Raw genomic sequence first — 24,030 nt, forward strand, 5'->3', positions numbered from 1 at the left:
TTCCCACCACCGTGACGCCCGTCAACCGGCCAGCCGGATGACCCTGTACCCATTGACACCAGAATGTTTATGTCTAAACTATTTATTCATGAACATCCTCGCACCTGGACTCCAGCGCATCCTCTGTATCGGTGGCGGCCCCGCGGGGTTGTATTTCGCCCTGCTGATGAAGGCGCGGCACCCGCAGCTCGAGATCACCGTGGTCGAGCGCAACCGCCCGTTCGACACCTTCGGCTGGGGCGTGGTGCTGAGCGACCAGACGCTGGCCAACCTCCAGGTGGCCGAAGCCGGCACGGCCCGGATGATCGGCGAGTCTTTCCACCATTGGGACGATATCCAGGTCTTCTTCAAGGGCGGGCAGGTACGCTCCGGCGGCCACGGCTTCTGCGGCATCGGTCGCAAGCGCCTGCTGAACATCCTGCAGGAGCGTTGCCTCGAACTGGGCGTGAACCTGGTGTTCGAAACCGACGCTACCGACGACCAGGCCCTGGCCGCGCAGTACCAGGCCGACCTGGTGATCGCCAGCGACGGCCTCAACAGCCGCATCCGCACGCGCTACGCCGAGGTCTACCAGCCCGACATCGACCTGCGCAAATGCCGCTTCGTCTGGCTCGGCACGCACCAGACCTTCGACGCCTTCACCTTCGCCTTCGAAGAAACCGAGCACGGCTGGTTCCAGGCGCACGCCTATCAGTTCGACGACACGACCTCGACCTTCATCATCGAGACGCCGGAAGAAGTCTGGAAGGCCCACGGCCTCGACCAGATGGAGCAGCCCGAAGCGGTCGCTTTCTGCGAGAAGCTGTTCGCCCAGTACCTGGGTGGCCATTCGCTCATCAGCAATGCGTCGCACCTGCGCGGCTCGGCCAACTGGATCCGCTTCCCGCGCGTGATCTGCAAGCACTGGACGCACCGCGTCGACATCGCGGGCAAGACCGTCCCGGTGGTGCTGATGGGCGACGCGGCCCACACCGCGCACTTCTCGATCGGCTCGGGCACCAAGCTGGCGCTCGAAGACGCGATCGACCTGGCCGACGAGTTCGGCCACGGCGGCAGCATCGACGAGGTGCTGACCGGCTACGAGGCGCGCCGCAGCGTCGAGGTGCTGAAGATTCAGAACGCCGCGCGCAATTCGACCGAGTGGTTCGAGAACGTCTCGCGCTACACCGGCATGCAGATCGAGCAGTTCGCCTATTCGATGCTCACGCGCAGCCAGCGCATCAGCCACGAGAACCTGCGGCTGCGCGATGCGAAATGGCTGGGCGGCTACGAGAAGTGGCTGGCCGGCGGTAAGCAGATCCCGCCGATGCTCACGCCGTTCAAGGTGCGCGGGCTCGCGCTCAAGAACCGCATCCTGGTCTCGCCGATGGCGACCTACAGCGCGGTCGACGGCGTGCCGCAGGACTTTCACCTGGTGCACCTGGGCGCACGCGCCATGGGCGGCGCCGCACTGGTCTTCGTCGAGATGACCAGCCCCACGCCCGAAGGCCGCATCACGCCGGCATGCCCCGGCCTGTACACCGACGAGCAAGGGATGGCCTTCAAGCGCATCGTGGACTTCGTGCACACGCAGAGCAGCGCGAAGATCGGCATGCAGCTGGGTCACAGCGGCCCCAAGGGTTCGACGCAGGTCGGCTGGGAAGGCACCGACGAGCCGCTGCCCACCGGCAACTGGCCGCTGATGGCCGCGAGCGCCCTGGCCTATGGCGCGCAGAACCAGACACCGGCCGCGATGACGCGTGCCGACATGGAACGGCTGCGCGACCAGTTCGTGGCGTCGACGAAGCGCTCCGCCGACGCGGGCTTCGACTGGCTCGAGTTGCACTGCGCGCACGGCTACGTGCTCGCGTCCTTCCTCAGCGCGCTCACCAACCAGCGCACCGACGAGTACGGCGGCGACATCGCGGCCCGCGCGCGCTACCCGCTCGAAGTGTTCGCGGCCATGCGCGCCGCCTGGCCGCAAGAGCGCCCGATGAGCGTGCGCATCTCGGCACACGACTGGGCACCCGGCGGCAACACCGACGACGACGCGGTCGCGATCGCGCGCCTGTTCAAGGCCGCGGGTTGCGACTTCATCGACGTGTCGTCCGGCCAGACCACGCGCGACGCCAAGCCGATCTACGGCCGCATGTACCAGACGCCCTTCGCCGACCGCATCCGCAACGAGGTGGGCATCGCGACCATCGCCGTCGGTGCGATCACCGACGCCGACCAGGCCAACAGCATCATCGCGGCCGGCCGAGCCGACCTGTGCGCCGTGGCCCGTCCGCACCTGGCCGACCCGGCCTGGACGCTGCACGAAGCCGCCAAGCTGCAGAGCCGCTACGTCGACTGGCCCAAGCAATACACGGCAGGCCGCGACCAGATGTACCGCGAGATCGCCAAGCAGCAGGCGATGGCGGCGGTGCCGGTGAACGTCGCGAACGAAGAGGAGCGCTGAATGGACCTCGAAGCCCGCGCCCACAGCGAACACCCCGATGAGTTGCGGCTGTGGCTGCGGCTGCTCACCTGCACGCAGCTCATCGAGAAGGAAGTGCGCAACGGCCTGCGCGAGCAGTTCGCGACCACGCTGCCGCGCTTCGACCTGATGGCGCAGCTCGAGCGCTCGCCCGAAGGCCTGAAGATGAACGAGCTGTCGCGCCGCATGATGGTGACCGGCGGCAACGTGACCGGCATCACCGACCAGCTGGTGGCCGAAGAACTGGTCGAGCGCGTCAATGTCGAAGGTGACCGGCGCGCCTGGCGCGTTCGCCTCACCGTGCGCGGCCGCAAGCTCTTCCATGAGATGGCGCAGCAGCACGAGGCCTGGATCGTCGAGGCCTTCGCCGGGCTCAACGCCAAGGAGATCTCGCAGCTTCACAAGCTGCTCGGCAAGGTCAAGCAGCACACCACCCCCTTCACGACAACGACGGAGACGGCATGAAGCATTACATCGGCGCGGGCAATCCCATGCATGGGCAATTCGAGGCGAAGGCCGGCTACACGGCCACGCACTTCCAGTGGTCGTACGAAGACGGCGTGGGCACCGTCACGCTCAACCGGCCCGAGCGCAAGAACCCGCTGACCTTCCAGTCGTACGCCGAACTGCGCGACCTGTTCCGTGCCCTGCACTTCGCAACCGACGTGAAGGCGGTGGTCGTCACCGGCGCCGGCGGCAACTTCTGCTCGGGCGGCGACGTGCACGAGATCATCGGCCCGCTCACGAAGATGAGCATGCCGGAGATGCTGGAGTTCACCCGCATGACCGGCGACCTGGTGAAGGCGATCCGTCAGTGCCCGCAACCGATCATCGGCGCGATCGATGGCATCTGCGCTGGTGCCGGCGCGATGATCGCGCTGGCCTGCGACATCCGCTACGGCACGCCGGCCGCGCGCACCGCCTTCCTGTTCACGCGCGTCGGCCTGGCCGGTGCGGACATGGGTGCCTGCGCCCTGCTGCCGCGCATGATCGGCCAGGGCCGCGCATCGGAGCTGCTTTTCAGTGGCCGCGCGATGACGGCGGACGAAGGTCTGGCCTGGGGCTTCTTCAATGCATTGCACGACAGCGACGCGGTGCTCGGCGCGGCGACGAAGATGGCACGCGAGCTCGCGGCCGGCCCGACCTTCGCGCACGGCATGACCAAGACGATGCTGTCGCAGGAATGGTCGATGACCATCGAGCAGGCGATCGAAGCCGAGGCGCAGGCCCAGGCGATCTGCATGCAGACGGCCGACTTCACGCGCGCCTACGAGGCCTTCGCGGCCAAGCAGAAGCCGGTCTTCGGCGGGGACTGAACATGTCAGCCTCCAAGGTCGACCCTTCGACGGCGCATCTCGCGCTGCCCTTCTTCGACGACACGCACCGCGAACTCGCGCGCGGCCTGCTGCCGTGGGCCGCATCGCAGAACGTGGATGAACGCGACGACCGCGCCGCCTGCCGCGACTGGGTCAAACGCCTCGGCGACGGCGGCTGGCTGCGCTACTGCGTGCCCGCCGCGTTCGGCGGTGCGCTCGAACGCCTGGACTCGCGCGCGCTCGTGCTGCTGCGCGAGACCCTCGCCTTCCACTCGCCACTGGCCGACTTCGCCTTCGCGATGCAGGGCCTGGGCAGCGGTGCGATCACGCTGGCAGGCAGTGCGTCGCAACAAGCCGAATACCTGAGTGCGGTGGCGCGCGGCGACAAGATCGCCGCCTTCGCACTGAGCGAACCCGACGCCGGCTCCGACGTCGGCGCGATGGCGATGCAGGCCGTCGACACCGGCACGGGCTGGCGGTTCGACGGTGCGAAGACGTGGATCAGCAACGGCGGCATCGCCGACTTCTACTGCGTGTTCGCGAAGACCGACGCCGATGCGGGCACGCGCGGCATCACGGCCTTCATCGTCGACGCCAATGCCCAGGGTCTCGATGCGAGCGAGCACATCCAGGTGATGGCACCGCATCCGCTCGCGACGCTGCGCTTTGGTGCCTGCGAGGTGCCACACGGTGCACAGCTGGGCGAACTGAACGGCGGCTTCAAGCTCGCGATGCGCACGCTCGACATCTTTCGTGCATCGGTGGCGGCGGCCGCACTCGGCATGGCACGGCGCGCATTGAGCGAAGCCATCACACACGCGAAGTCGCGTCGCATGTTCGGCCACACCTTGGCCGACTTCCAGCTCACGCAGGCGAAGCTCGGCGACATGGCCGCACTCATCGACAGCGCCGCCTTGCTGACCTATCGCGCGGCATGGATGCGTGACGAAGGCGAACGCACCGGCCGGCCCTTCGGCGACTACACCGCAGCCGCGGCGATGGCCAAGATGTGCGCCACCGAAAACGCGCAGCGCGTGATCGACATGGCGTTGCAGATGCACGGCGGCAGCGGCGTGCAAGTGGGCACGAAAGTTGAGAGTCTCTACCGCGACATCCGCGCGCTTCGCATCTACGAAGGCGCCACGGAAGTCCAGCAATTGATCATCGGCAAATCCGTCCTGCGGGAGTAGACCTTGAGCGCACAAATCGACCGTTTCGTCCACGACGGACTTCCACCCCCGGAGCTGTTGCCGGTCTTCCGCTACGACCTGCCCGAGCTGCAGTTGCCCGACCAGCTGAACCTGGTCGAGGAGCTGCTCGACAAGGCCGCGGCGAAGGGCTTCGCCGACAAGCCGATGCTGCGCTCACCCACGCGCACGCTCACCTATGCGCAGGCCGCGGTGGAAGTGAACCGCATGGCACAGGTGCTGACGGACGACCTCGGCCTGGTGCCGGGCAACCGCGTGCTCCTGCGCGGTGGCAACTCGATCCCGATGGCGCTGGCGTGGCTGGCGGTGGTGAAGGCCGGCCTCATTGCCGTGGCGACGATGCCGCTGCTGCGTGCGCGCGAACTGGGCGACATCATCGACAAGGCGAAGCCGGCGGTCGCGTTGTGCGAAGCCAAGCTCATCGATGAAATGCTGATCTCGCAGCAGGCGAACCCGGTGCTCCGAAAGGTGCTCGCATTCAAGTCCGACGCACCCGATGCACTCGAGGCGCTGGCTGCAAAAAAAAGCGACGTCTTCGCCGCGTGCCCCACTGCCGCGGACGACATCGCGCTGCTCGCCTTCACCTCGGGCACCACCGGCAAGCCCAAGGCGCCGGCCACGACGCACCGCGACGTGCTCGCGATGTGCGAGACCTGGCCGCGCCACATCCTGAAGGCGACCAGCGACGACATCGTGATGGGCTCGCCGCCGCTCGCCTTCACCTTCGGTCTTGGCGGCCTGCTGGTCTACCCGATGTGGGCCGGCTCGTCGATCTACTACCCCGACATCCCGTACACGCCGGAAGGCATGGTCAAGCTGATCAACGAGACCGGCGCGACCATCGTCTACACCGCGCCCACTTTCTACCGACAGATGGCGCCCTTCGCGAAGCAGCATGGCGTACCGACACTGCGCATCACCGTGAGCGCAGGCGAGGCGCTGCCTGACGCCACGCGCCAGTTGTGGAAGGACGCGACCGGCATCGAGATGCTCGACGGCATCGGCGGCACCGAGGTGTTCCACATCTACATCTCGGCCGCCGGCCATGAGGTCAAGCGCGGCGCCATCGGCAAAGCCGTGCCGGGCTTCGTCGCGAAGGTGGTCGACGACGACGGCAACGAGGTGCCGCGCGGCACCGTCGGCAAGCTGGCGATCCAGGGCCCGGTGGGCTGCCGCTACTTCGACGACACGCGCCAGACCGCCTACGTGAAGAACGGCTGGAACTACCCCGGCGATGCCTTCAGCCAGGACGACGACGGCTACTTCTTCTACCAGTCACGCGCCGACGACATGATCATCACCGCCGGCTACAACGTCGGCGGCCCGGAGGTCGAGGACGCGCTGCTGCAGCACCCGGCCGTGGCCGAATGCGGCGTGATCGGCAAACCCGACGACGACCGCGGCATGATCGTCAAGGCCTACTGCGTGCTCAAGCCCGGCCACACCGGCGACGCGGCCCTGTGCAAGGCGCTGCAGGACCACGTCAAGGCCACCATCGCCCCTTACAAATACCCGCGCGAGATCGAATTCGTCGACGTGCTGCCCCGCACCGAGACCGGCAAGCTCCAGCGCTTCAAACTGAGACAGACACCATGATGAACAAGCTTCTTCAACCCGCCGGCTGGTTGCCGCCCAAGGGCTATGCCAACGGCATCGCCGCGCGCGGCACGCAGATCTTCGTGGGCGGCCAGATCGGCTGGAACGGCCAACAGCAGTTCGAGACCGACGACTTCATCGCCCAGTGCGGGCAGGCGTTGCGCAACATCGCCGAAGTGCTGCGCGAGGCCGGTGCCGGGCCGGAGCACATGGTGCGCATGACCTGGTACATCACCGACCGCGACGAGTACAACGCACGTCTGAGCGAGTTGGGACCGGTCTACCGCGATGCAATGGGCAGGAATTTCCCGGCCATGACCTGCGTTCAGGTGGCAGCGCTGGTGGAGGCGCGTGCCAAGGTCGAGATCGAAGTCACGGCGGTGCTGCCGGACTGAGCCGAACAACGTCGACAGAAAAGGGGCCTCGGCCCCTTTTCTTTGGCCTTTTGCCGTTGCGCAGGCCAATATTTTTTGGCGATATTCGTCGCCAACAACAAAAAGGCCCTGTTCAAAAACAGGGCCTTTCAATTTGGTTGCGCGAGCAAGATTTGAACTTGCGACCTTTGGGTTATGAGCCCAACGAGCTACCAGGCTGCTCCATCGCGCGGCAAGATGGAATTATAGCTTATTCTGAAGCGGTCTGCTCATCGGCAGCCACTTCTTTTACTTCGGGACGGTCGACCAGTTCGACGAGCGCCATCGGAGCATTGTCGCCCACGCGGAAGCCCATCTTCAGGATACGCGTGTAGCCGCCCGGACGCGTGTTGTAACGCGGGCCGAGTTCGGCGAAGAGCTTGACGACGCTGTCGCGGCTACGCAGGCGGTCGAAGGCCAGACGCTTGTTGGCGAGCGTGGGCTTCTTGGCCAGCGTGATCATCGGTTCGATGACGCGGCGCAGTTCCTTGGCCTTGGGGACCGTGGTCTTGATGACTTCGTGCTCGATGAGCGAGTTCATCATGTTCTGCAGCATCGCGAGCCGGTGCGAGCTGGTGCGGTTGAGTTTGCGGAGGCCGTGACCGTGACGCATGGTGATGTTCCTTTGAGGTTTTTAATAAAGGCAGCCGTGTCAGGTACTGCCCTTCGCGAATGAACGCTTCGGATTGACTTCGATTAACGCTTGTCGAGACCGGCCGGCGGCCAGCTTTCGAGCTTCATGCCCAAGGTGAGGCCGCGCGATGCGAGGACTTCCTTGATTTCGTTGAGCGACTTGCGACCCAGGTTGGGGGTCTTGAGCAGCTCGTTCTCGGTGCGCTGGATCAGGTCACCGATGTAGTAGATGTTCTCGGCCTTCAGGCAGTTCGCCGAACGAACCGTGAGTTCGAGCTCGTCGACCGGGCGCAGCAGGATCGGATCGAACTGCTGTGCGCTGCGCGGTGCCGGTGCATCGAACGCGGCGAGTTCGCCACCTTCGAGCTGTGCGAACACGGCGAGCTGTTCCACCAGGATCTTGGCCGAGGCACGGACCGCGTCTTCGGCAGTGATGGCGCCGTTGGTCTCGATCTCGATGAGCAGCTTGTCCAGGTCGGTACGCTGCTCGACGCGCGCGCTCTCGACGATGTAGCTCACGCGCTTGACGGGCGAGAACGACGCATCGAGAACGATGCGGCCGATCGACTTGGTCGGTTCGTCCGCATAACGACGCATCGTGCCGGGCACGTAGCCACGACCCTTCTCGACCTTGATCTGCATGTCCAGCTTGCCGCCTTGCGACAGATGGGCGATGACGTGGTCAGGGTTGATGATCTCGACGTCGTGCGGCGTCTGGATGTCGGAGGCCAGCACGGGGCCTTCGCCGTCCTTGCGCAGGCTCAGCGTGACTTCATCGCGGTTGTGGAGCTTGAACACCACGCCCTTGAGGTTCAGCAGGATGTTGACGACGTCTTCCTGGACGCCATCGATCGACGAGTACTCGTGGAGCACGCCGGCGATCGTCACTTCGGTAGCCGAATAACCGACCATCGACGACAGCAGCACGCGACGCAGCGCGTTGCCGAGCGTGTGGCCGTAGCCGCGCTCGAAAGGCTCGAGCGTGACCTTTGCCTTGTTGGCGGCCAGTTGCTCGACCTGGATGGTCTTGGGTTTCAGCAGGGTGGTTTGCATGCAGACTTCCTCTCAATACCCCCGGTTCGTTACACCGGTAAGGCTGGTGAAGCGCCCGGCGCGCGTGCAGAGCGCGCCAGGAACGGGATCAACAAAAACAACTCGCGCCAACAGGCGCAAGCAAGGGATCAACGCGAATAGAGTTCGACGATCAACGATTCGTTGATGTCGGCGGCGAATTCGTCGCGATCCGGAACCTTCTTGAAGGTGCCTTCGGCCTTGTCGGCGTTCACTTCCACCCAGGCCGGCATGCCGACTTGTGCAGCCAGCTGCAGCGCTTCGGCGATGCGGGTCTGCTTCTTGGACTTGTCGCGCACGGCGATCACGTCACCGGTCTTGACCAGGTACGACGCGATGTTGACCGACTGACCGTTCACCGTGATGGCACGGTGCGACACGAGCTGGCGTGCCTCGGCGCGGGTCGAGCCGAAGCCCATGCGATAGACCACGTTGTCCAGGCGCGATTCGAGGATGAACAGCAGGTTGGCGCCGGTGTTGCCACGGCGACGATCGGCTTCCTCGAAGTAGCGGCGGAATTGCTTCTCGAGCACGCCGTACATGCGCTTGACCTTCTGCTTTTCACGCAGTTGCAGGCCGAAGTCAGAGGTGCGCTGACCCGACGTACGACCGTGTTGGCCGGGCTTGGAGTCGAACTTCGACTTGTCCTGGATCGAGCGACGGGCGCTCTTGAGGAACAGGTCGGTGCCTTCACGGCGGGAGAGTTTGGCCTTGGGGCCGAGGTAGCGTGCCACGTGATCTTCCTTTGTGTCATCTGCTGCAGCGGTGATCTGCAGGAGCCATCAGCGGCGTGCCGATGGCGGTGGGCTTGTGAAAACAAAATGCGCAGCCGCCGTGAAGCGGACTGCGCGGTGCGTCGGAGCTTAGATCCGACGACGTTTCTGCGGACGGCAACCGTTGTGCGGAACCGGGGTCACGTCGGCAATGGAATTGATCCGGATGCCGAGCGCCGCCAGGGCGCGCACCGACGACTCACGACCCGGGCCGGGGCCCTTGATCTCGACGTCGAGGTTCTTGATGCCTTGTTCGACAGCAGCACGGCCGGCCACTTCCGACGCCACCTGGGCAGCGAAAGGCGTCGACTTGCGCGAGCCCTTGAAGCCCTGGCCACCCGACGAGGCCCACGACAGGGCGTTGCCCTGGCGGTCCGTGATCGTGATGATCGTGTTGTTGAACGAGGCGTGCACGTGAGCGATCCCGTCCGCAACGTTCTTGCGAACCTTCTTGCGAACGCGCTGTGCGGCGTTATTGGCAGGAGCTTTAGCCATGCTGTTTCAATCCTTATTTCTTCAGGGACTGCGCGGCCTTGCGCGGACCCTTGCGGGTACGGGCATTGGTGCGCGTGCGCTGGCCGCGCATCGGCAGGCCACGGCGATGGCGGAAGCCGCGATAGCAGCCGATGTCCATCAATCGCTTGATGTTCATCGTCGTCTCGCGACGCAGGTCGCCTTCGATGGTGAAGAGAGCGATCTGGTCGCGGATCTTTTCGAGATCGGCGTCGGTCAGATCCTTGATCTTCTTCGAATACTCGATGCCGCTCGCTTCGCAGATTTGACGGGCGCGGGTGCGACCGATACCGAAGATGGCGGTCAGGCCGATCTCAGCGTGCTTGTGCGGCGGAATGTTAATGCCAGCAATACGTGCCATGTGCGTCCTCTAATACTCTCAATCAACCCTGGCGCTGCTTATGGCGCGGGTCGGAACAGATCACACGCACCACACCCTTGCGGCGGATGATCTTGCAATTGCGGCAGATGGTCTTGACCGAAGCCGAAACTCTCATATGACTCTCCTAAAACGTGTTCGTGTTGCAGCAGTGCTCAAGATGTCTTGAAGTTGGCCTTCTTGAGCAGCGATTCGTATTGCTGCGACATCATGTAGTTCTGTACTTGGGCCATGAAGTCCATCGTGACGACCACGATGATCAACAGGGAGGTGCCGCCGAAATAGAACGGCACGTTGTATTTGAGGATCAGGAACTCCGGCAGCAGGCAGACGAAGGTGATGTACACCGCGCCGGCCAACGTCAGGCGAACCAGGATCTTGTCGATGTAGCGCGCCGTCTGGTCACCCGGACGAATGCCCGGAATGAACGCCCCGCTCTTCTTCAGGTTGTCGGCCGTTTCCTTGCTGTTGAACACGAGGGCCGTGTAGAAGAAGCAGAAGAAGACGATCGCAGCCGCGTAGAGCATCACATAGATCGGCTGACCCGGTGTGAGCGCGCCAGCAATGTCCTTGATCCAGCGCATGCTGTCACCGGTGCTGAACCAGCCCACCACGGTGGCCGGCAGCAGAATGATCGACGATGCGAAGATCGGCGGAATCACGCCAGCCATGTTCAGCTTCAGCGGCAGATGCGACGACTGACCGCCATACACCTTGTTGCCCACCTGGCGCCGCGCATAGTTCACGAGGATCTTGCGCTGACCGCGTTCGACGAACACCACGAAATAGGTCACCAGGACCACGACCGCGATGATGAACAAGGCGATGACCGGGTTCATGGCACCGGTGGTCACCAGCGAAGCCAGGCCACCGATGGCGTTTGGCAGACCGGCCGCGATGCCCGCAAAGATCAGGATCGAGATGCCGTTGCCCAGACCGCGTTCGGTGATCTGCTCACCGAGCCACATCAGGAACATCGAACCCGCCGTCAGGCTGACCATGGCGGTGATCCGGAAGCCGAAGCCCGGGGTGATCACCAGACCGGCCGACGATTCGAGTGCGACAGCGATGCTGAAGGACTGGAACAGCGCCAAACCCAGCGCGCCATAACGCGTGTACTGCGTGATCTTGCGACGACCCGACTCGCCTTCCTTCTTCAATTGCTCGAAGCTCGGAAGCACGTAAGTCATCAACTGCATGATGATCGACGCCGAGATGTACGGCATGATGCCCAGCGCGAACACGGTGAAGCGCGACAGCGCACCGCCCGAGAACATGTTGAACAGGCTCAGGATGCCGCCCTGCTGGCCCTGGAACAACTGCGCCAGCTGGTCCGGGTTGATGCCCGGCACAGGGATGTGCGCGCCGATCCGGTAGACCACGAGCGCGAGCAGCAAGAAGACCAGCCGGCGACGGAGGTCACCGAACTTGCCTGTCTTTGCGAGCGTTGCCGCGTTAGTTGCCACGGGGATCTTCTTTCAGTCCGGTCTTTTAGGCGACGCTGCCGCCGGCAGCTTCGATCGCAGCCTTGGCGCCGGCGGTCGCGCCGATGCCCGTCAGCTTGACGGCCTTGGTCAGTTCGCCGGTCTTGATGACCTTGACGACCTTGATCATGTGCGAGACCAGGCCAGCCTGCTTGAGCGTCAGCATGTCGACTTCGGCGGCGCCGAGGACTTCGAGCGACGTCAACGTGACTTCAGCGTTGTACTTGAGCGATTGCGACTTGAAGCCGCGCTTGGGCAGACGGCGCTGCAGCGGCATTTGACCGCCTTCGAAGCCCACCTTATGGAAGCCGCCCGCACGGGACTTCTGACCCTTGTGACCGCGACCCGCGGTCTTGCCGATGCCGGAGCCGATACCGCGGCCGACGCGACGCTTCGCGTGCTTGGCGCCGGCGGCCGGCTTGATGCCATTGAGTTCCATATCAGTCTCTCTTACAGAACTTTGACCAGATAACTGATCTTGTTGATCATGCCGCGCACGGCGGGCGTGTCCTGCAGCTCGCTCACGCTGTTGAGCTTGCGCAGGCCGAGGCCACGCACGGTCGCGCGATGCGACTCCTTGGTGCCGATCGGGCTCTTCACGAGCTGCACCTTGACGGTGGTTTGTTCTTGCGTCGTCATGTCGATGCTCCTGTTCAGGCGAACAGCTCTTCGACCGTCAGACCGCGCTTGGCAGCAACGGCAGACGCGGTCGTCGAGTTCTTCAGGCCGTCCAGCGTGGCACGGACCATGTTGTAGGGGTTCGACGAACCATGGCTCTTGGCCACGATGTCGGTGATGCCCAGGACTTCGAACACGGCGCGCATCGGGCCGCCGGCGATGATGCCGGTACCCTTCGGGGCGGGGATCATGACGACCGAAGCGGCGCCATGGTGACCCGTCACGCGGTGATGCAGCGTGCCGTTCTTGATCGAGATCTGGAACAGGTTGCGGCGTGCTTCTTCCATGGCCTTCTGCACGGCTGCCGGCACTTCCTTCGACTTGCCCTTGCCCATGCCGACCTTGCCGTCGCCATCGCCGACCACGGTGAGTGCGGCGAAACCGAGGATACGACCACCCTTCACCACCTTGGTGACACGGTTGATCGCGATCATCTTCTCGCGCAAACCGTCTTCAGGGCCTTCGTTCTGCGTTCTTGCTTGAATCTTTGCCATTTTGAATCTCGTGTCCGGTTAGAACTGCAGGCCGGCTTCGCGGGCGGCCTCGGCCAGCGCCTTGACGCGGCCGTGGTAGGCGAAACCAGCGCGGTCGAAGGCGACCTTCTCGACACCGGCAGCCTTCGCCTTTTCAGCGATGCGCTTGCCGATGGCGGTGGCTGCAGCGGCGTTGCCGCCCTTGCCCGAACCGCCCAGCGCCGTGCGAACTTCGGCTTCGGCCGTCGATGCAGTGGCGATCACCTTGGTGCCGTCGTCGGAAATGACGGTGGCATAGATGTGCAGGTTGGTGCGGTTCACCGTCAGACGCGCAACGCCTTGCGTCGCGATCCGGATGCGGGTCTGACGCGAGCGGCGCAGACGTTGTGCTTTTTTGGTCAACATCATTTTGCTGCCCCTTACTTCTTCTTGGTCTCTTTGATCACGATCTTCTCGTCCGAATAACGGATGCCCTTGCCCTTGTAAGGCTCAGGCGGACGAACAGCGCGGATCTCAGCGGCGATTTGACCAACGCGCTGACGGTCAGCACCCTTGATCACGATTTCGGTCGGGGTCGCAGTGGCCACCGTGATGCCCTGGGGCATCTCGATGTTGACCGGGTGCGAGTAACCGACTTGCAGGTTCAACTTGTTGTTCGAGGCCGCAGCCTTGAAGCCGACGCCGACGAGGTTGAGCTTCTTCTCGAAGCCCTTCGTCACGCCGACGACCATGTTGTTGACGAGCTGACGGAACGTGCCGCTCATCGCGTTGGCTTCACGCGATTCGTTGGCGGGCTCGAAGCTCAGCTTGCCGTCCTTGTTGACGACATTGACCAGGGCATTGCGCGTCAGCGCGAGCGTGCCGCCCGCGCCCTTCACGTTGATCTGGTCGTCCTTGATCGACACATCCACACCTGCGGGGATGGCGACCGGCATTTTTCCGACTCGGGACATTTCAGTGACTCCTCAATGTCTCGGTTAGGCGACGTAGCACAGGACTTCGCCACCGACACCGGTAGCGCGCGCCTTGCGGTCGGTCATCACGCCCTGGGGGGTCGTGACGATCGCGACGCCGAGGCCGTTCTGGACTTGCGGGATGGCTGCGCTGGCCTTGTAGACGCGCAGGCCGGGGCGGCTCACGCGTTCGATGCGCTCGATGACCGGGCGGCCAGCGTAGTACTTCAGCGTGATGACGAGCTCGGACTTGCCGGCTTCGGTCTTGACTTCGAAACCGTCGATGTAGCCTTCGTCCTTGAGGACTTGTGCGATCGCGGCCTTCACCTTGGAAGACGGGATCGACACGGTGGGCTTCGCCACCATCTGCGCGTTACGGATACGCGTCAGCAGGTCGGCAATGGGATCACTCATGCTCATGTTGTTTGCTCCTGCCTGGCTTACCAGCTGGCCTTGGTGACACCGGGGATGTCGCCAGCGAAAGCCAGTTCACGGATCTTGGCGCGGGCCAGACCGAATTGACGGAAAGTACCGCGGGGGCGACCAGTGATGGCGCAACGGTTGCGCTGACGCGTGGGGTTCGCGTTGCGCGGGAGCTTCTGCAGGCCCAGACGGGCAGCAGCGCGCTCTTCGTCGCTCTTCTTCAGGTCGTTCGAGGCGGCCTTCAGTTCGGCGTGCTTTGCAGCGAACTTGGCGACCAGTTTGTCGCGCTTGAGTTCGCGTTGGATCAGGGATTGTTTAGCCACGGTTCGCCTCAGTTCTTGAACGGGAAACGGAAACCAGCGAGAAGCGCCTTGGCTTCTTCGTCGGTCTTGGCCGTCGTCGTGATGCTGATGTTGAGACCGCGCAGGGCATCGACCTTGTCGTATTCGATCTCGGGGAAAATGATCTGCTCTTTCACGCCGATGTTGTAGTTGCCGCGGCCGTCGAAGGCGCGACCCGAGATCCCGCGGAAGTCACGAACGCGCGGCAGGGCCACGGTCACGAAACGGTCCAGGAACTCATACATCTGCACGCCACGCAGCGTGACCATGCAGCCGATCGGCTGCATTTCGCGGATCTTGAAACCGGCGATGGCCTTCTTCGACTTGGTGACGACCGGCTTCTGGCCGGCGATCTTGGTGAGGTCGCCGACGGCATTGTCGAGAACCTTCTTGTCGGCGACTGCTTCACCCACACCCATGTTGAGCGTGATCTTGGTCAGACGCGGAACCTGCATTGGCGACTTGTAGCCGAACTTCTCGGTCAGGTCCTTCGCGATCTTGTCGCGGTAGATTTGTTGGAGACGTGCCATGTGAGTACCCCTTAGGCGATCTTGATTTCGTCGCCGCTGGACTTGAAGACGCGAACGCGCTTGCCGTCCGCGACCTTGATGCCCACGCGATCGGCCTTGCCGGTCGCGGCATTGAAGATCGCCACGTTCGATTGGTGGATGGGCATGGTCTTTTCGACGATGCCACCGGTCGTACCCTTGAGCGGGTTCGGCTTGGCGTGCTTCTTGACGATGTTGACGCCGTCGACGATCAGGTACGAGTCGTCGGTGCGCAGCGAGACCATGCCGCGCTTGCCCTTGTCGCGCCCGGCCAACACGATGACCTGGTCGCCTTTGCGAATCTTGTTCATGGCGTAGTTGTCCTTACAGAACTTCGGGAGCCAGCGAGACGATCTTCATGAACTTCTCGGTACGCAGTTCGCGCGTCACGGGTCCGAAGATGCGGGTGCCGATCGGCTCCAGCTTGGCGTTGAGCAGCACGGCGGCATTGCCGTCGAACTTGACGAGCGAGCCGTCTGCACGACGGATGCCCTTGGCGGTACGCACCACGACGGCGCTGTAGATCTCGCCCTTCTTGACACGCCCGCGAGGAGCGCATTCCTTGATGCTGACCTTGATGACGTCGCCCACGCTGGCATAGCGCCGCTTGGAGCCACCGAGCACCTTGATACACAGGACGGATTTCGCGCCCGTGTTGTCGGCCACGTCGAGCCGGGATTCAGTTTGGATCATTGCTAGTAGTTCCCAACTTGTACCGAGCAGAACCTCATGGCGCTGCGCGATCAGTCTTGGGCCCGTCGTCCGCACCCCAAACCACTTGGGATGCATCCGTCTGGGCGGAATGCTTCGCCTTTTTGAAGCGAAGCCCGCGATTGTTGCAGCCCTTTCCAGGCTTGTCAACTACCCCTGTGCAAACAGATCGGGGGAGCCGGCGGAGCGACAATCCCGGCTCGCCCGTCCCGACACCCTCATCCGCCACGTCGCCATGCCCGAACTCACCCCTGCCGCCCTGCCCGCCATCGCCTTCATCGGGGGGGGCAACATGGCCAGCGCCATCCTGGGCGGCCTGCTCCGGCAGGGCTTGCCGACCACCTCGGTGGAGGTGGTCGAGCCGTTCGAAGAAGCGCGCGCCCGGTTGACCCGCGACTTCGGCATCACGCCGCAACCCAGTGCCAGCGCCGCACTGGAGCGCTGCCAGGTCGTGGTCTGGGCCGTCAAGCCGCAGACCTTCGCCGACGCGACCCGCCCCGTGCGCGAACGGACCCCGGACGCGCTGCACCTGAGCGTGGCCGCCGGCATTCCGTCGGACAGCATCGCGGGCTGGCTGGGCACCGACAACGTCGTGCGCGCCATGCCCAACACGCCCGCACTCGTCGGCCAGGGGATGAGCGGCCTGTTCGCCCGGCCCGCCGTGACCGCCGTCGGACGGCGCCTGGTCGAACAGGTGCTGGCGCCGACCGGGCAGCTGCTGTGGGTCGACACCGAAGGCGCGCTCGATGCCGTCACGGCCGTTTCCGGCTCGGGCCCGGCCTATGTCTTCTATTTCATCGAAGCGATGACCGAGGCCGGCATCGAGATGGGCCTGCCGCCGGCACAGGCCCAGCAACTGGCCATCGGCACCTTCACCGGCGCGTCGGCACTGGCACAGGCCTCCACCGAACCACCGTCGGTGCTGCGCGAGCGCGTGACGTCCAAGGGCGGCACCACCTATGCGGCCCTGAACGCGATGGAGGCCGCGGGCGTCAAGGCGCAATTCAAGACCGCGATCCGCGCCGCGGAGCAGCGTGCACGCGAGCTGGCGGTGGAGTTCGGCCGCGCCTGAGGCCTGGGTTCAGCGGATCGCGTAGTCCGCCACGATGCCGGCGAAGACGGCGAACCCGACCCAGTGGTTCAACCGGAAGGCCTGGAAGCAGCCTTCGCGGGTGCGATGGCGGATCAGGCGCCAGTGCCAGGCGACCTGCACCGCCGCCGCGGCCAGACCCAGCGCGAAAGCGACGTCCAACCCGGCGCGGAAGCCGACCACGCCCCACAGCATCAGAAACAGGGCATAGCAGAGCATCACGGCCGCCACATCGAAGCGCCCGAAGGTGATGGCCGAGGTCTTCATCCCGATCTTCAGGTCGTCGTCGCGGTCGACCATGGCGTACTCGGTGTCGTAGGCCAGTACCCAGCCCAGGTTGCCCAGCAGCAGCAACCAGCCGACGCCCGGCACCCGCGTGAACGCCTCCGACGCGGGCACCGCCGCGCCGCCCGCGGCACAGAAGGCCATCGGAATGCCGATCGAGAACGCGACGCCCAACACCGCCTGCGGCAGCGAGACGAAGCGCTTGGCGAAAGGGTAGGCCAGCGTCACCGCCAGGCCGATGAACGCCCAGACGATCACGGCCGCATTGGTGGTCAGCGCCAGCCCAAAGGCGATCAGCGCCAGCACGGCGCCGAGACCGAGCGCTTGCTTCACCGAGATGGCGCCGCTGGTCACCGGCCGCTGAGCGGTGCGCTTGACGTGCCGGTCGAAGTCGCGGTCGGCCACGTCGTTGACGCAGCAACCGGCGCTGCGCATGAGCACCGTGCCTCCCACGAAGATGGCCAGCAGATGCCAGCCGGGCCAGCCGCCCGCGGCGAACCACAGCGCCCCCAGCGTCGGCCACAGCAGCAGCAGCCAGCCGGCGGGCCGGTTCCACCGGATCAGATCCAAGTACAGCGCGAGGCGCCCGCCAGCCTTCACGGAAGCTCCAGAAACGAAAAGAGCGGCATTGTGCCGCTCCTGGTCGCGACGGGCCTGCGCCCCCGCGCGAACTTATTCTTCCAGCAGCGAGCGCAGCATCCACGCCGTCTGGTCGTGCACCGTGCAGCGCGCGGTCAGCATGTCTGCGGTCGGATCGTCGCCGGCCTCTTCGGCCACCGGGATGAACTCGCGGGCGATGCGGGACACGGTCTCGTGCCCCTTCACGAGGATGCGCACCATCTCCATGGCCTTGGGCGGCACCGGCGGCACGTCGGGCACCGTCGCGATCTTGCTGAATTCGGCGTACGAGCCCGGCGCGTAGTGGCCCAGGGCGCGGATGCGCTCGGCGATGACGTCGGTCGAGGTCCACAGCTCGGTGTACTGGCCCATGAACATGGCGTGCAGGGAGTTGAAGTGCGGGCCCGTCACATTCCAGTGGAAGTTGTGCGTGGTCAGGTACAGCGTGTACGTGTCGGCCAGCACGCGGCTCAGGCCTTCGGCGATCGCCGCGCGGTCCTGGCGGTCGATGCCGATGTTGATGATCGGCGCGTTGCGGCTGCCCGACTCCTGGGCCACGCGGGCACCGCCCTTCGTGGGCACCTTCCCGGCACCCGCTGCCGGTGCGGACGTGATCGGGGACTTGGTCTTTTTCTGGGGCTTGTTGGGTGCTTTGGCCATGACGACGATTTCCTCGATGGATTGAATAGGGAGACGTTGGCGACTTTAGGAGCCCGCGGGCTGCGTCGCAACAGCGAGACTCTATCGCAGCCATTGCCCGCGCCGCACGCGTGGCACAGGCAACCGCCACGCCTCACTCAGGACAGGCGTTTGACCCCAGGCAATTCGCAGGCGTAGACCGCATTGCGCAGCGCCGCGATCGCCTCGTAGCGCGTGAAGCTCCGGCGCCAGGCCAGCACCACACGTCGCATCGGCGGTTCGCGCCCTTCGCCGTCATGGACGGGCAGGTAGCGCACCATTGGCTCAGGCTCCTTGCGGCCGCGGGCCTTGGGCTTGAGCGCCTCGGCCGGCACCGACAGCCGCGGCACCAGCGTCACGCCCATGCCCGAGGCCACCATGTGCTTGATGGTTTCCAGCGACGAGCCTTCGAAGCTCTTGCGGATGCCCTCGGCGTTGCTCGAGAAACGTGCGAATTCGGGGCACACCTCGAGCACGTGATCGCGGAAGCAATGGCCGGCGCCCAGCAACAGCATCGTCTCGTTCTTGAGCTCGTCCGAGCTGATCGACTCGCGCACCGCCAGCGGGTGGCTCGTCGGCAACACCGCGACGAAGGGCTCGTCGTAGAGCGGCGCCACCGCCAGGCCGGTGTCCGGGAAGGGCTCGGCCATGATGGCGCAATCGATCTCGCCGGCCCGCAGCATCTCGAGCAGCTTGACGGTGAAGTTCTCCTGCAGCATCAGCGGCATCTGCGGCGTGCGCGCGATGTTCTGGCGCACCAGGTCGGGCAGCAGATACGGCCCGATCGTGTAGATGATGCCGAGGTTCAACGCGCCCGCCAGCGGGTCCTTGCCGCGCTTGGCGATCTCCTTGATGCTGGCCGCCTGGTCGAGCACGCTCTGCGCCTGCTGCACGATCTGCTCGCCCAGCGGCGTGACCGTCACTTCGCCGGCACTGCGCTCGAAGAGCTTGACTTCGAGCTCTTCCTCGAGCTTCTTGATCGCCACCGACAAGGTCGGCTGCGAGACGTAGCAGGCGTCCGCCGCCTTGCCGAAATGGCGCTCCCGGGCGACCGCGACGATGTATTTGAGTTCGGTGAGGGTCACCGCGTCGATTATGCGCAAGACCCCTTGCCCGCGGATCGGGCTAGGCTTTCAGGTACTCGGCCTTGCTCCCGAGCCAGCGGTCGACGTGCTTCTGCGCGAGTTCCGGATGCCGGTCGAGCATCTGCGGCGCCAGCTCGCGCGCCCAGTCGAGCAGCAACGCGTCGTCGGTGAGGTCCGCGAAGCGCAGCAGCGGGGCACCCGACTGCTTGGCGCCCAGGAATTCGCCCGGGCCGCGGATTTCCAGGTCGCGCCGTGCGATCTCGAAGCCGTCGCCGGTTTCCGCCATCGCCTTGAGCCGCGCCCGCGCCGTCTCGCCCACGCGCCCGCCTTCGTTCGGCGCGTAGAGCAGCACGCAGGCCGACGCCGCGGCACCGCGCCCGACGCGCCCGCGCAACTGGTGCAGCTGCGACAGGCCGAAGCGCTCTGCATGCTCGATCACCATCAGCGACGCATTGGGCACGTCGACGCCGACCTCGATCACCGTCGTGCTCACCAGCACATGCACCTCGTTGGCCGTGAAGCGCGCCATCACGTCCTGCTTCTCGGCCGTCGGCATGCGCGAGTGCAGCAGGCCGACCTGCACCGCATCGCCCAGCATGCCGGCGAGTTCGTCGCGCGTTTCGGTGGCGTTGCGCAAGTCGACCGCCTCGCTTTCCTCGATCAGCGGGCACACCCAGTACACCTGCCGGCCCTGCGCCAGCTGGTGTCGGATGCGGTCGATGACTTCGTCACGCCGGTGCTCGGCCACCAGCTTGGTGACGATGGGCGTGCGGCCGGGCGGCAGTTCGTCGAGGGTGGAGACATCGAGGTCGGCGTAGTAGCTCATGGCGAGCGTTCGCGGGATGGGGGTGGCGCTCATCATCAGCAGATGGGGCTCCAGATCGCCCCCCGCTTTCTCCCGCAACGCCAGCCGTTGTGCGACGCCGAAGCGGTGCTGCTCATCGATGACGGCCAGCGCCAGGCGCTTGAAGCGCACCTTCTCGGAGATCACGGCATGCGTGCCGATCACCAGCGCCGCCTCGCCGCTCTCGACGGCGGCGGCCATCGCGTCGCGCTCCTTCTTCTTCTGGCTGCCGGTGAGCCAGGCCACGCGCAGGCCGCGCTCGGCCAGCAGCGGGTCGAGCCAGCCGATCAGCTTGCCGAAGTGCTGCGCGGCGAGGATCTCGGTCGGCGCCATCAACGCGCACTGGAAGCCGGCGTCGATGCAGCGCGCCGCCGCGAGCGCGGCGACCACCGTCTTGCCCGACCCGACATCGCCCTGCAGCAGGCGGTGCATCGGCGCCGTGCGCGCCAGGTCGTGGGTGATCTCCTCGCCCACGCGCTGCTGCGCGCCGGTGAGCGCGAAAGGCAGCGCCGCCAGAAGGCGCGCATGCAGCGACTCCGGTGCCGACGACGGCGCCAGCACCGGCGCGCGTTGCGCCGCCCGCTCGCGCCGCGCCTGCAGTTGCGACAACTGCTGCGCCAGCAGTTCTTCAGCCTTCAGGCGCTGCCAGGCCGGGTGGCTGCGGTCTTCCAGCGCGGCGATCGACACGTCGGGCGTCGGGTAGTGCAGGAAGTTCAGCGCATCCCGCAGCGGCCAGGCCCCGCGCAAGCCGATCTGCGCAGGCACCGTCTCGTCGAGCACGGCGCGCGCCAGGCCGGCGCGCACTTCGCGCCGCAGCACCGGCTGCGCGAGGCCGGCGATGGTCGAGTAGACCGGCGTCAGCGCATCGGGCAGCACGGTGCCGGCCGCCTTCACCGTCGGATGCATCATCTGCCGCCCGAGGAAGCCGCCGCGCACCTCGCCCCGCACGCGCACCCGGGCGCCGACCGCCAACTGCTTCTGCTGCGACGGATAGAAATTGAAGAAGCGCAGCTGGCAGGTGTCGCTGCCGTCGTCCACCGTCACGACGAGCTGGCGGCGCGGCCGGAAGCTCACCTCGCTCTCGGTCACCACCGCCTCGATCTGGCCCAGGTCACCGTCGCGCAGGTCGGCCAGGCGGACGAGGCGGGTCTCGTCCTCGTAGCGCATGGGCAGGTAGAGCGCGAAGTCGATGTCGCGCAGCAGGCCGAGCTTGCGCAGCGCGCGCTGCACCAGGCTCGGGCCAGCGCCGGGAGGGCCTACCGGCCTCGACGGATCGGGCGTGGGCGATGACGGCTTGCGGGGCACGTTCAGCAGAGGTCCTGCAGCGCGCTGCGCGCATCGGGGAAACGGAAGCGGAAGCCGGTGTCGGTCAGCCGTTTCGGCGCCACGCGCTGGCCTTCGAGCAGCACATCGGCCTGCTCGCCGAGCGCGAGTCGCACCGGAGCCGCCGGCACGGGCAGCCAGAGCGGCCGGTGCAGCACCTGGGCGGCGGTGCGCATGAAGTCTTCCTGCGCCAGGGCCTCGGGCGCTGTGAAGTTCCAGGCCTGCGGTTCGGCGGGCGCGCCTGGGGTCGCCGCGACATGCCACACATGGGCCATGGCGCCCAGCAGATCCTGCAGGTGGATCCACGACACCCACTGCCGGCCGGTGCCGAGACGGCCGCCGACGCCCATCTTCACCGGCAGCAGAAGCCCCGGCAGCGCACCGCCATGCCCCAGCACCAGGCCGAAGCGCAGGCAGGCGACCCGCACGCCATGCGCGGCAGCGGCATGCGCCGACGCCTCCCACGCCTGGCACAGGCGCGACATGAAGATGGCCTGCGGCGGACTCGACTCGGTGAGTTCCGACGCATCGCCCTGCGGCTGCACGCCGTAGTAGCCGATGGCCGAACCGGACAGCATCAGCCATGGCTTGACCGGTCGGCGGGCGATCCACGCGACCAGCGCGTCGGTCAGCCCCGCGCGGCTCGCAAGCAATGCGGTCTGCCGCGCAGCCGTCCAGCGCAGGCCGACGATGCGCGCGCCGGCCAGGTTGACCACCACGTCGACCGCAGGCGTCGCAGGGATTTCGTCGAGCTGCCGAACGCAGCGCACGGTCGCGCCGAAGCGCCGGGCGGCGGCCGCCACATCGCGTGTCCACACGGTGACGGTGTGGCCGTCGGCCCGCAGCGCCGCGACCAGATGGCGGCCGACGAAGCCGGTGCCGCCGGTGACCAGCACATGCTGCGGCGCATCGCCGAAGCGTGGTGCCGCCAGGCCCGCGGCATCGGGGTTCGGAACGGGTGGCGTGGTCATGCACCGATTCTGCCGCGCCGCCCTGTCGCGCATCCGGCCTTTTCTGCCATGGGAGAATCCTGCCCGCACTTCTGTCCCTCCCCCCGCCTCCTTGGCACGGGCCCGTCCGGCCCTCAAGCACCATGCGCGCCTTCACGCTTTCCGATTTCGATTTCGTCCTGCCGCCCGATCTGGTCGCGCAGCACCCCGCCACCGAACGCACCTCGTCGCGCCTGCTCGACGGCACCGGCGACGCACCGGCCGACCGCATCTTCCGCGACCTGCCCGACCTGCTGCGCAGCGGCGACCTGCTGGTCTTCAACGACACCCGCGTGGTCAAGGCGCGGCTCTTCGGCGAGAAGCCGACCGGCGGCAAACTCGAGCTGCTGGTTGAGCGCGTCCTCACCGGCAACGAGGCCGTCTGCCACATGAAGGTCAGCAAGAAGCCGCCCGTCGGCACCACGCTGCGGATGGTCGGCGGCTTCACCGCCACGCTGCTCGGCCGCTGGCCGGAAGAAGACGGCGCCCTCTTCCGCTTCGCCTTCGCCAGCCCGGCCGGCGAGGACCCGTACGCACTGATGGCGCGCTGTGGCCACGTGCCATTGCCGCCGTACATCGAGCACACCGACTCGGCCGAAGACGAAAGCCGCTACCAGACCGTGTTCGCACGCGTGCCCGGCGCCGTGGCCGCGCCGACCGCGGCGCTGCACTTCGACGAAGGCCTGCTGGCGCAGCTCGAAGCGCGCGGCGTGCAGCGCGCGAGCGTCACGCTGCATGTCGGCGCCGGCACCTTCCAGCCGGTGAAGACCGAGAACATCGCCGAGCACACGATGCACGCCGAGCGCTACGAGGTGCCCGAAGCGACGCAGCGCGCCATCGCCGACTGCAAGGCACGCGGCGGCCGCGTGGTCGCCGTCGGCACGACGACCGTGCGCACGCTCGAGTCGTGGGCCAAGAGCGGCGAGGCGTCGGGCGACACGCGCATCTTCATCACCCCGGGCTTCGCGTTCGAACACGTCGACGTGTTGATCACCAACTTCCACCTGCCCAAAAGCACGCTGATGATGCTGGTGAGTGCCCTGGCCGGCTACGAGCGCGTGATGGCGCTGTACGCCCACGCCATCGCGCACCGCTACCGCTTCTTCAGCTACGGCGACGCCATGCTGCTGGCACGACAGGACTGAAC

Annotated in this window: 30 protein-coding genes and 1 tRNA gene; 8 read left to right on the forward strand and 23 right to left on the reverse strand. The window is 65.8% G+C overall.

Translation table 11 applies throughout. The features are described 5' to 3' along the window. Positions 1-88: 88 nt before the first annotated feature. Genes ACSFA2_RS12425 through ACSFA2_RS12450 form a run of 6 tightly spaced genes read left to right on the forward strand, consistent with a single transcriptional unit; the run spans position 89 to position 6,973 of the window. Positions 89-2,440 (forward strand): bifunctional salicylyl-CoA 5-hydroxylase/oxidoreductase, encoded by a 2,352-nt coding sequence (locus ACSFA2_RS12425; protein WP_435455644.1) that lies wholly within the window; start codon positions 89-91, stop codon positions 2,438-2,440. Beyond that, positions 2,441-2,923: a MarR family winged helix-turn-helix transcriptional regulator gene (locus ACSFA2_RS12430; protein WP_435455645.1), complete on the forward strand. Its 483-nt coding sequence runs from the start codon at positions 2,441-2,443 to the stop codon at positions 2,921-2,923. Next, positions 2,920-3,774, forward strand: coding sequence for an enoyl-CoA hydratase family protein (locus ACSFA2_RS12435; RefSeq protein ID WP_435455646.1), 855 nt, complete (start codon positions 2,920-2,922; stop codon positions 3,772-3,774). Before ACSFA2_RS12430 ends, ACSFA2_RS12435 begins: the two co-directional genes overlap by 4 nt. A 2-nt stretch (positions 3,775-3,776) precedes the next feature. After that, positions 3,777-4,964: an acyl-CoA dehydrogenase family protein gene (locus ACSFA2_RS12440; RefSeq protein ID WP_435455647.1), complete on the forward strand. Its 1,188-nt coding sequence runs from the start codon at positions 3,777-3,779 to the stop codon at positions 4,962-4,964. Between the two features lie 3 nt (positions 4,965-4,967). Continuing rightward, on the forward strand, positions 4,968-6,578 hold the full coding sequence (locus ACSFA2_RS12445) for an AMP-binding protein (protein ID WP_435455648.1): 1,611 nt from the start codon (positions 4,968-4,970) through the stop codon (positions 6,576-6,578). Further along, complete coding sequence (locus ACSFA2_RS12450) at positions 6,575-6,973, forward strand: RidA family protein (RefSeq protein ID WP_140840873.1); 399 nt, start codon at positions 6,575-6,577, stop codon at positions 6,971-6,973. Before ACSFA2_RS12445 ends, ACSFA2_RS12450 begins: the two co-directional genes overlap by 4 nt. A gap of 134 nt (positions 6,974-7,107) precedes the next feature. Here the strand turns inward: ACSFA2_RS12450 and ACSFA2_RS12455 are convergent. From ACSFA2_RS12455 to rplN, 18 genes are all read right to left on the reverse strand, one after another. Beyond that, positions 7,108-7,184: transfer RNA gene (locus ACSFA2_RS12455), tRNA-Met, on the reverse strand. Positions 7,185-7,202: 18 nt separating this feature from the next. After that, complete coding sequence (gene rplQ / locus ACSFA2_RS12460) at positions 7,203-7,604, reverse strand: 50S ribosomal protein L17 (RefSeq protein WP_286646968.1); 402 nt, start codon at positions 7,602-7,604, stop codon at positions 7,203-7,205. A gap of 83 nt (positions 7,605-7,687) precedes the next feature. Beyond that, positions 7,688-8,677 (reverse strand): DNA-directed RNA polymerase subunit alpha, encoded by a 990-nt coding sequence (locus tag ACSFA2_RS12465; protein ID WP_435455649.1) that lies wholly within the window; start codon positions 8,675-8,677, stop codon positions 7,688-7,690. Positions 8,678-8,805: 128 nt separating this feature from the next. Further along, a complete protein-coding gene (gene rpsD / locus ACSFA2_RS12470) occupies positions 8,806-9,429 on the reverse strand; it encodes a 30S ribosomal protein S4 (RefSeq protein ID WP_140840879.1) in 624 nt (207 codons plus the stop codon). A 129-nt stretch (positions 9,430-9,558) separates the two neighbouring features. Then, positions 9,559-9,963, reverse strand: coding sequence for a 30S ribosomal protein S11 (gene rpsK / locus ACSFA2_RS12475; RefSeq protein WP_009124825.1), 405 nt, complete (start codon positions 9,961-9,963; stop codon positions 9,559-9,561). A 13-nt stretch (positions 9,964-9,976) separates the two neighbouring features. Beyond that, a complete protein-coding gene (gene rpsM / locus ACSFA2_RS12480) occupies positions 9,977-10,342 on the reverse strand; it encodes a 30S ribosomal protein S13 (protein WP_013544105.1) in 366 nt (121 codons plus the stop codon). Between the two features lie 22 nt (positions 10,343-10,364). Further along, on the reverse strand, positions 10,365-10,478 hold the full coding sequence (rpmJ, locus tag ACSFA2_RS12485) for a 50S ribosomal protein L36 (protein WP_068641696.1): 114 nt from the start codon (positions 10,476-10,478) through the stop codon (positions 10,365-10,367). Positions 10,479-10,515: 37 nt separating this feature from the next. Next, positions 10,516-11,826: a preprotein translocase subunit SecY gene (secY, locus tag ACSFA2_RS12490; RefSeq protein ID WP_286646969.1), complete on the reverse strand. Its 1,311-nt coding sequence runs from the start codon at positions 11,824-11,826 to the stop codon at positions 10,516-10,518. 25 nt (positions 11,827-11,851) lie between these two features. Continuing rightward, complete coding sequence (gene rplO / locus ACSFA2_RS12495; protein ID WP_262073261.1) at positions 11,852-12,283, reverse strand: 50S ribosomal protein L15; 432 nt, start codon at positions 12,281-12,283, stop codon at positions 11,852-11,854. 11 nt (positions 12,284-12,294) lie between these two features. Then, positions 12,295-12,483: a 50S ribosomal protein L30 gene (gene rpmD / locus ACSFA2_RS12500; protein ID WP_435452352.1), complete on the reverse strand. Its 189-nt coding sequence runs from the start codon at positions 12,481-12,483 to the stop codon at positions 12,295-12,297. A gap of 14 nt (positions 12,484-12,497) precedes the next feature. After that, positions 12,498-13,016 carry a 30S ribosomal protein S5 gene (gene rpsE / locus ACSFA2_RS12505; RefSeq protein WP_183028316.1) on the reverse strand — a complete coding sequence of 173 codons (519 nt, stop codon included), beginning with the start codon at positions 13,014-13,016 and terminating at the stop codon, positions 12,498-12,500. A gap of 18 nt (positions 13,017-13,034) precedes the next feature. Continuing rightward, positions 13,035-13,400, reverse strand: coding sequence for a 50S ribosomal protein L18 (rplR, locus tag ACSFA2_RS12510; protein WP_262073592.1), 366 nt, complete (start codon positions 13,398-13,400; stop codon positions 13,035-13,037). 14 nt (positions 13,401-13,414) lie between these two features. Then, positions 13,415-13,948 (reverse strand): 50S ribosomal protein L6, encoded by a 534-nt coding sequence (rplF, locus tag ACSFA2_RS12515; protein ID WP_435455650.1) that lies wholly within the window; start codon positions 13,946-13,948, stop codon positions 13,415-13,417. Between the two features lie 24 nt (positions 13,949-13,972). Beyond that, on the reverse strand, positions 13,973-14,368 hold the full coding sequence (gene rpsH / locus ACSFA2_RS12520; RefSeq protein ID WP_192194037.1) for a 30S ribosomal protein S8: 396 nt from the start codon (positions 14,366-14,368) through the stop codon (positions 13,973-13,975). Between the two features lie 20 nt (positions 14,369-14,388). After that, a complete protein-coding gene (gene rpsN / locus ACSFA2_RS12525; RefSeq protein WP_093436359.1) occupies positions 14,389-14,694 on the reverse strand; it encodes a 30S ribosomal protein S14 in 306 nt (101 codons plus the stop codon). An 8-nt stretch (positions 14,695-14,702) separates the two neighbouring features. Next, positions 14,703-15,242, reverse strand: coding sequence for a 50S ribosomal protein L5 (rplE, locus tag ACSFA2_RS12530; RefSeq protein WP_286646972.1), 540 nt, complete (start codon positions 15,240-15,242; stop codon positions 14,703-14,705). An 11-nt stretch (positions 15,243-15,253) separates the two neighbouring features. Further along, on the reverse strand, positions 15,254-15,571 hold the full coding sequence (gene rplX, locus ACSFA2_RS12535) for a 50S ribosomal protein L24 (protein ID WP_435455651.1): 318 nt from the start codon (positions 15,569-15,571) through the stop codon (positions 15,254-15,256). Positions 15,572-15,584: 13 nt separating this feature from the next. Next, a complete protein-coding gene (gene rplN, locus ACSFA2_RS12540) occupies positions 15,585-15,953 on the reverse strand; it encodes a 50S ribosomal protein L14 (RefSeq protein ID WP_262073256.1) in 369 nt (122 codons plus the stop codon). A gap of 253 nt (positions 15,954-16,206) precedes the next feature. Here rplN and proC point away from each other — a divergent pair, with 253 nt between their 5' ends. Further along, positions 16,207-17,043 carry a pyrroline-5-carboxylate reductase gene (gene proC / locus ACSFA2_RS12545; RefSeq protein ID WP_435455652.1) on the forward strand — a complete coding sequence of 279 codons (837 nt, stop codon included), beginning with the start codon at positions 16,207-16,209 and terminating at the stop codon, positions 17,041-17,043. A 9-nt stretch (positions 17,044-17,052) separates the two neighbouring features. On the opposite strand, the gene ubiA is transcribed toward proC, so the two are convergent. From ubiA to ACSFA2_RS12570, 5 genes are all read right to left on the reverse strand, one after another. Then, positions 17,053-17,946, reverse strand: a complete 894-nt coding sequence (gene ubiA / locus ACSFA2_RS12550) for a 4-hydroxybenzoate octaprenyltransferase (RefSeq protein WP_435455653.1) — start codon at positions 17,944-17,946, stop codon at positions 17,053-17,055. A 72-nt stretch (positions 17,947-18,018) separates the two neighbouring features. Next, complete coding sequence (locus ACSFA2_RS12555) at positions 18,019-18,624, reverse strand: Dps family protein (protein WP_435455654.1); 606 nt, start codon at positions 18,622-18,624, stop codon at positions 18,019-18,021. Between the two features lie 137 nt (positions 18,625-18,761). After that, positions 18,762-19,727 (reverse strand): LysR substrate-binding domain-containing protein, encoded by a 966-nt coding sequence (locus ACSFA2_RS12560; protein ID WP_435455655.1) that lies wholly within the window; start codon positions 19,725-19,727, stop codon positions 18,762-18,764. 40 nt (positions 19,728-19,767) lie between these two features. Further along, positions 19,768-21,876, reverse strand: a complete 2,109-nt coding sequence (gene recG / locus ACSFA2_RS12565; RefSeq protein WP_435455656.1) for an ATP-dependent DNA helicase RecG — start codon at positions 21,874-21,876, stop codon at positions 19,768-19,770. Between the two features lie 2 nt (positions 21,877-21,878). Further along, positions 21,879-22,865: a TIGR01777 family oxidoreductase gene (locus ACSFA2_RS12570; protein ID WP_435455657.1), complete on the reverse strand. Its 987-nt coding sequence runs from the start codon at positions 22,863-22,865 to the stop codon at positions 21,879-21,881. A gap of 122 nt (positions 22,866-22,987) precedes the next feature. Here ACSFA2_RS12570 and queA point away from each other — a divergent pair, with 122 nt between their 5' ends. Continuing rightward, entirely contained in the window at positions 22,988-24,028 is a 1,041-nt protein-coding gene (gene queA, locus ACSFA2_RS12575; RefSeq protein WP_435455658.1) for a tRNA preQ1(34) S-adenosylmethionine ribosyltransferase-isomerase QueA, read from the forward strand. The last annotated feature ends 2 nt before the right edge of the window (positions 24,029-24,030 follow it).

It is taken from the genome of Variovorax cryoconiti (assembly GCF_051216395.1).
In the GTDB taxonomy this organism is placed as follows: Bacteria; Pseudomonadota; Gammaproteobacteria; order Burkholderiales; family Burkholderiaceae_C; genus Variovorax.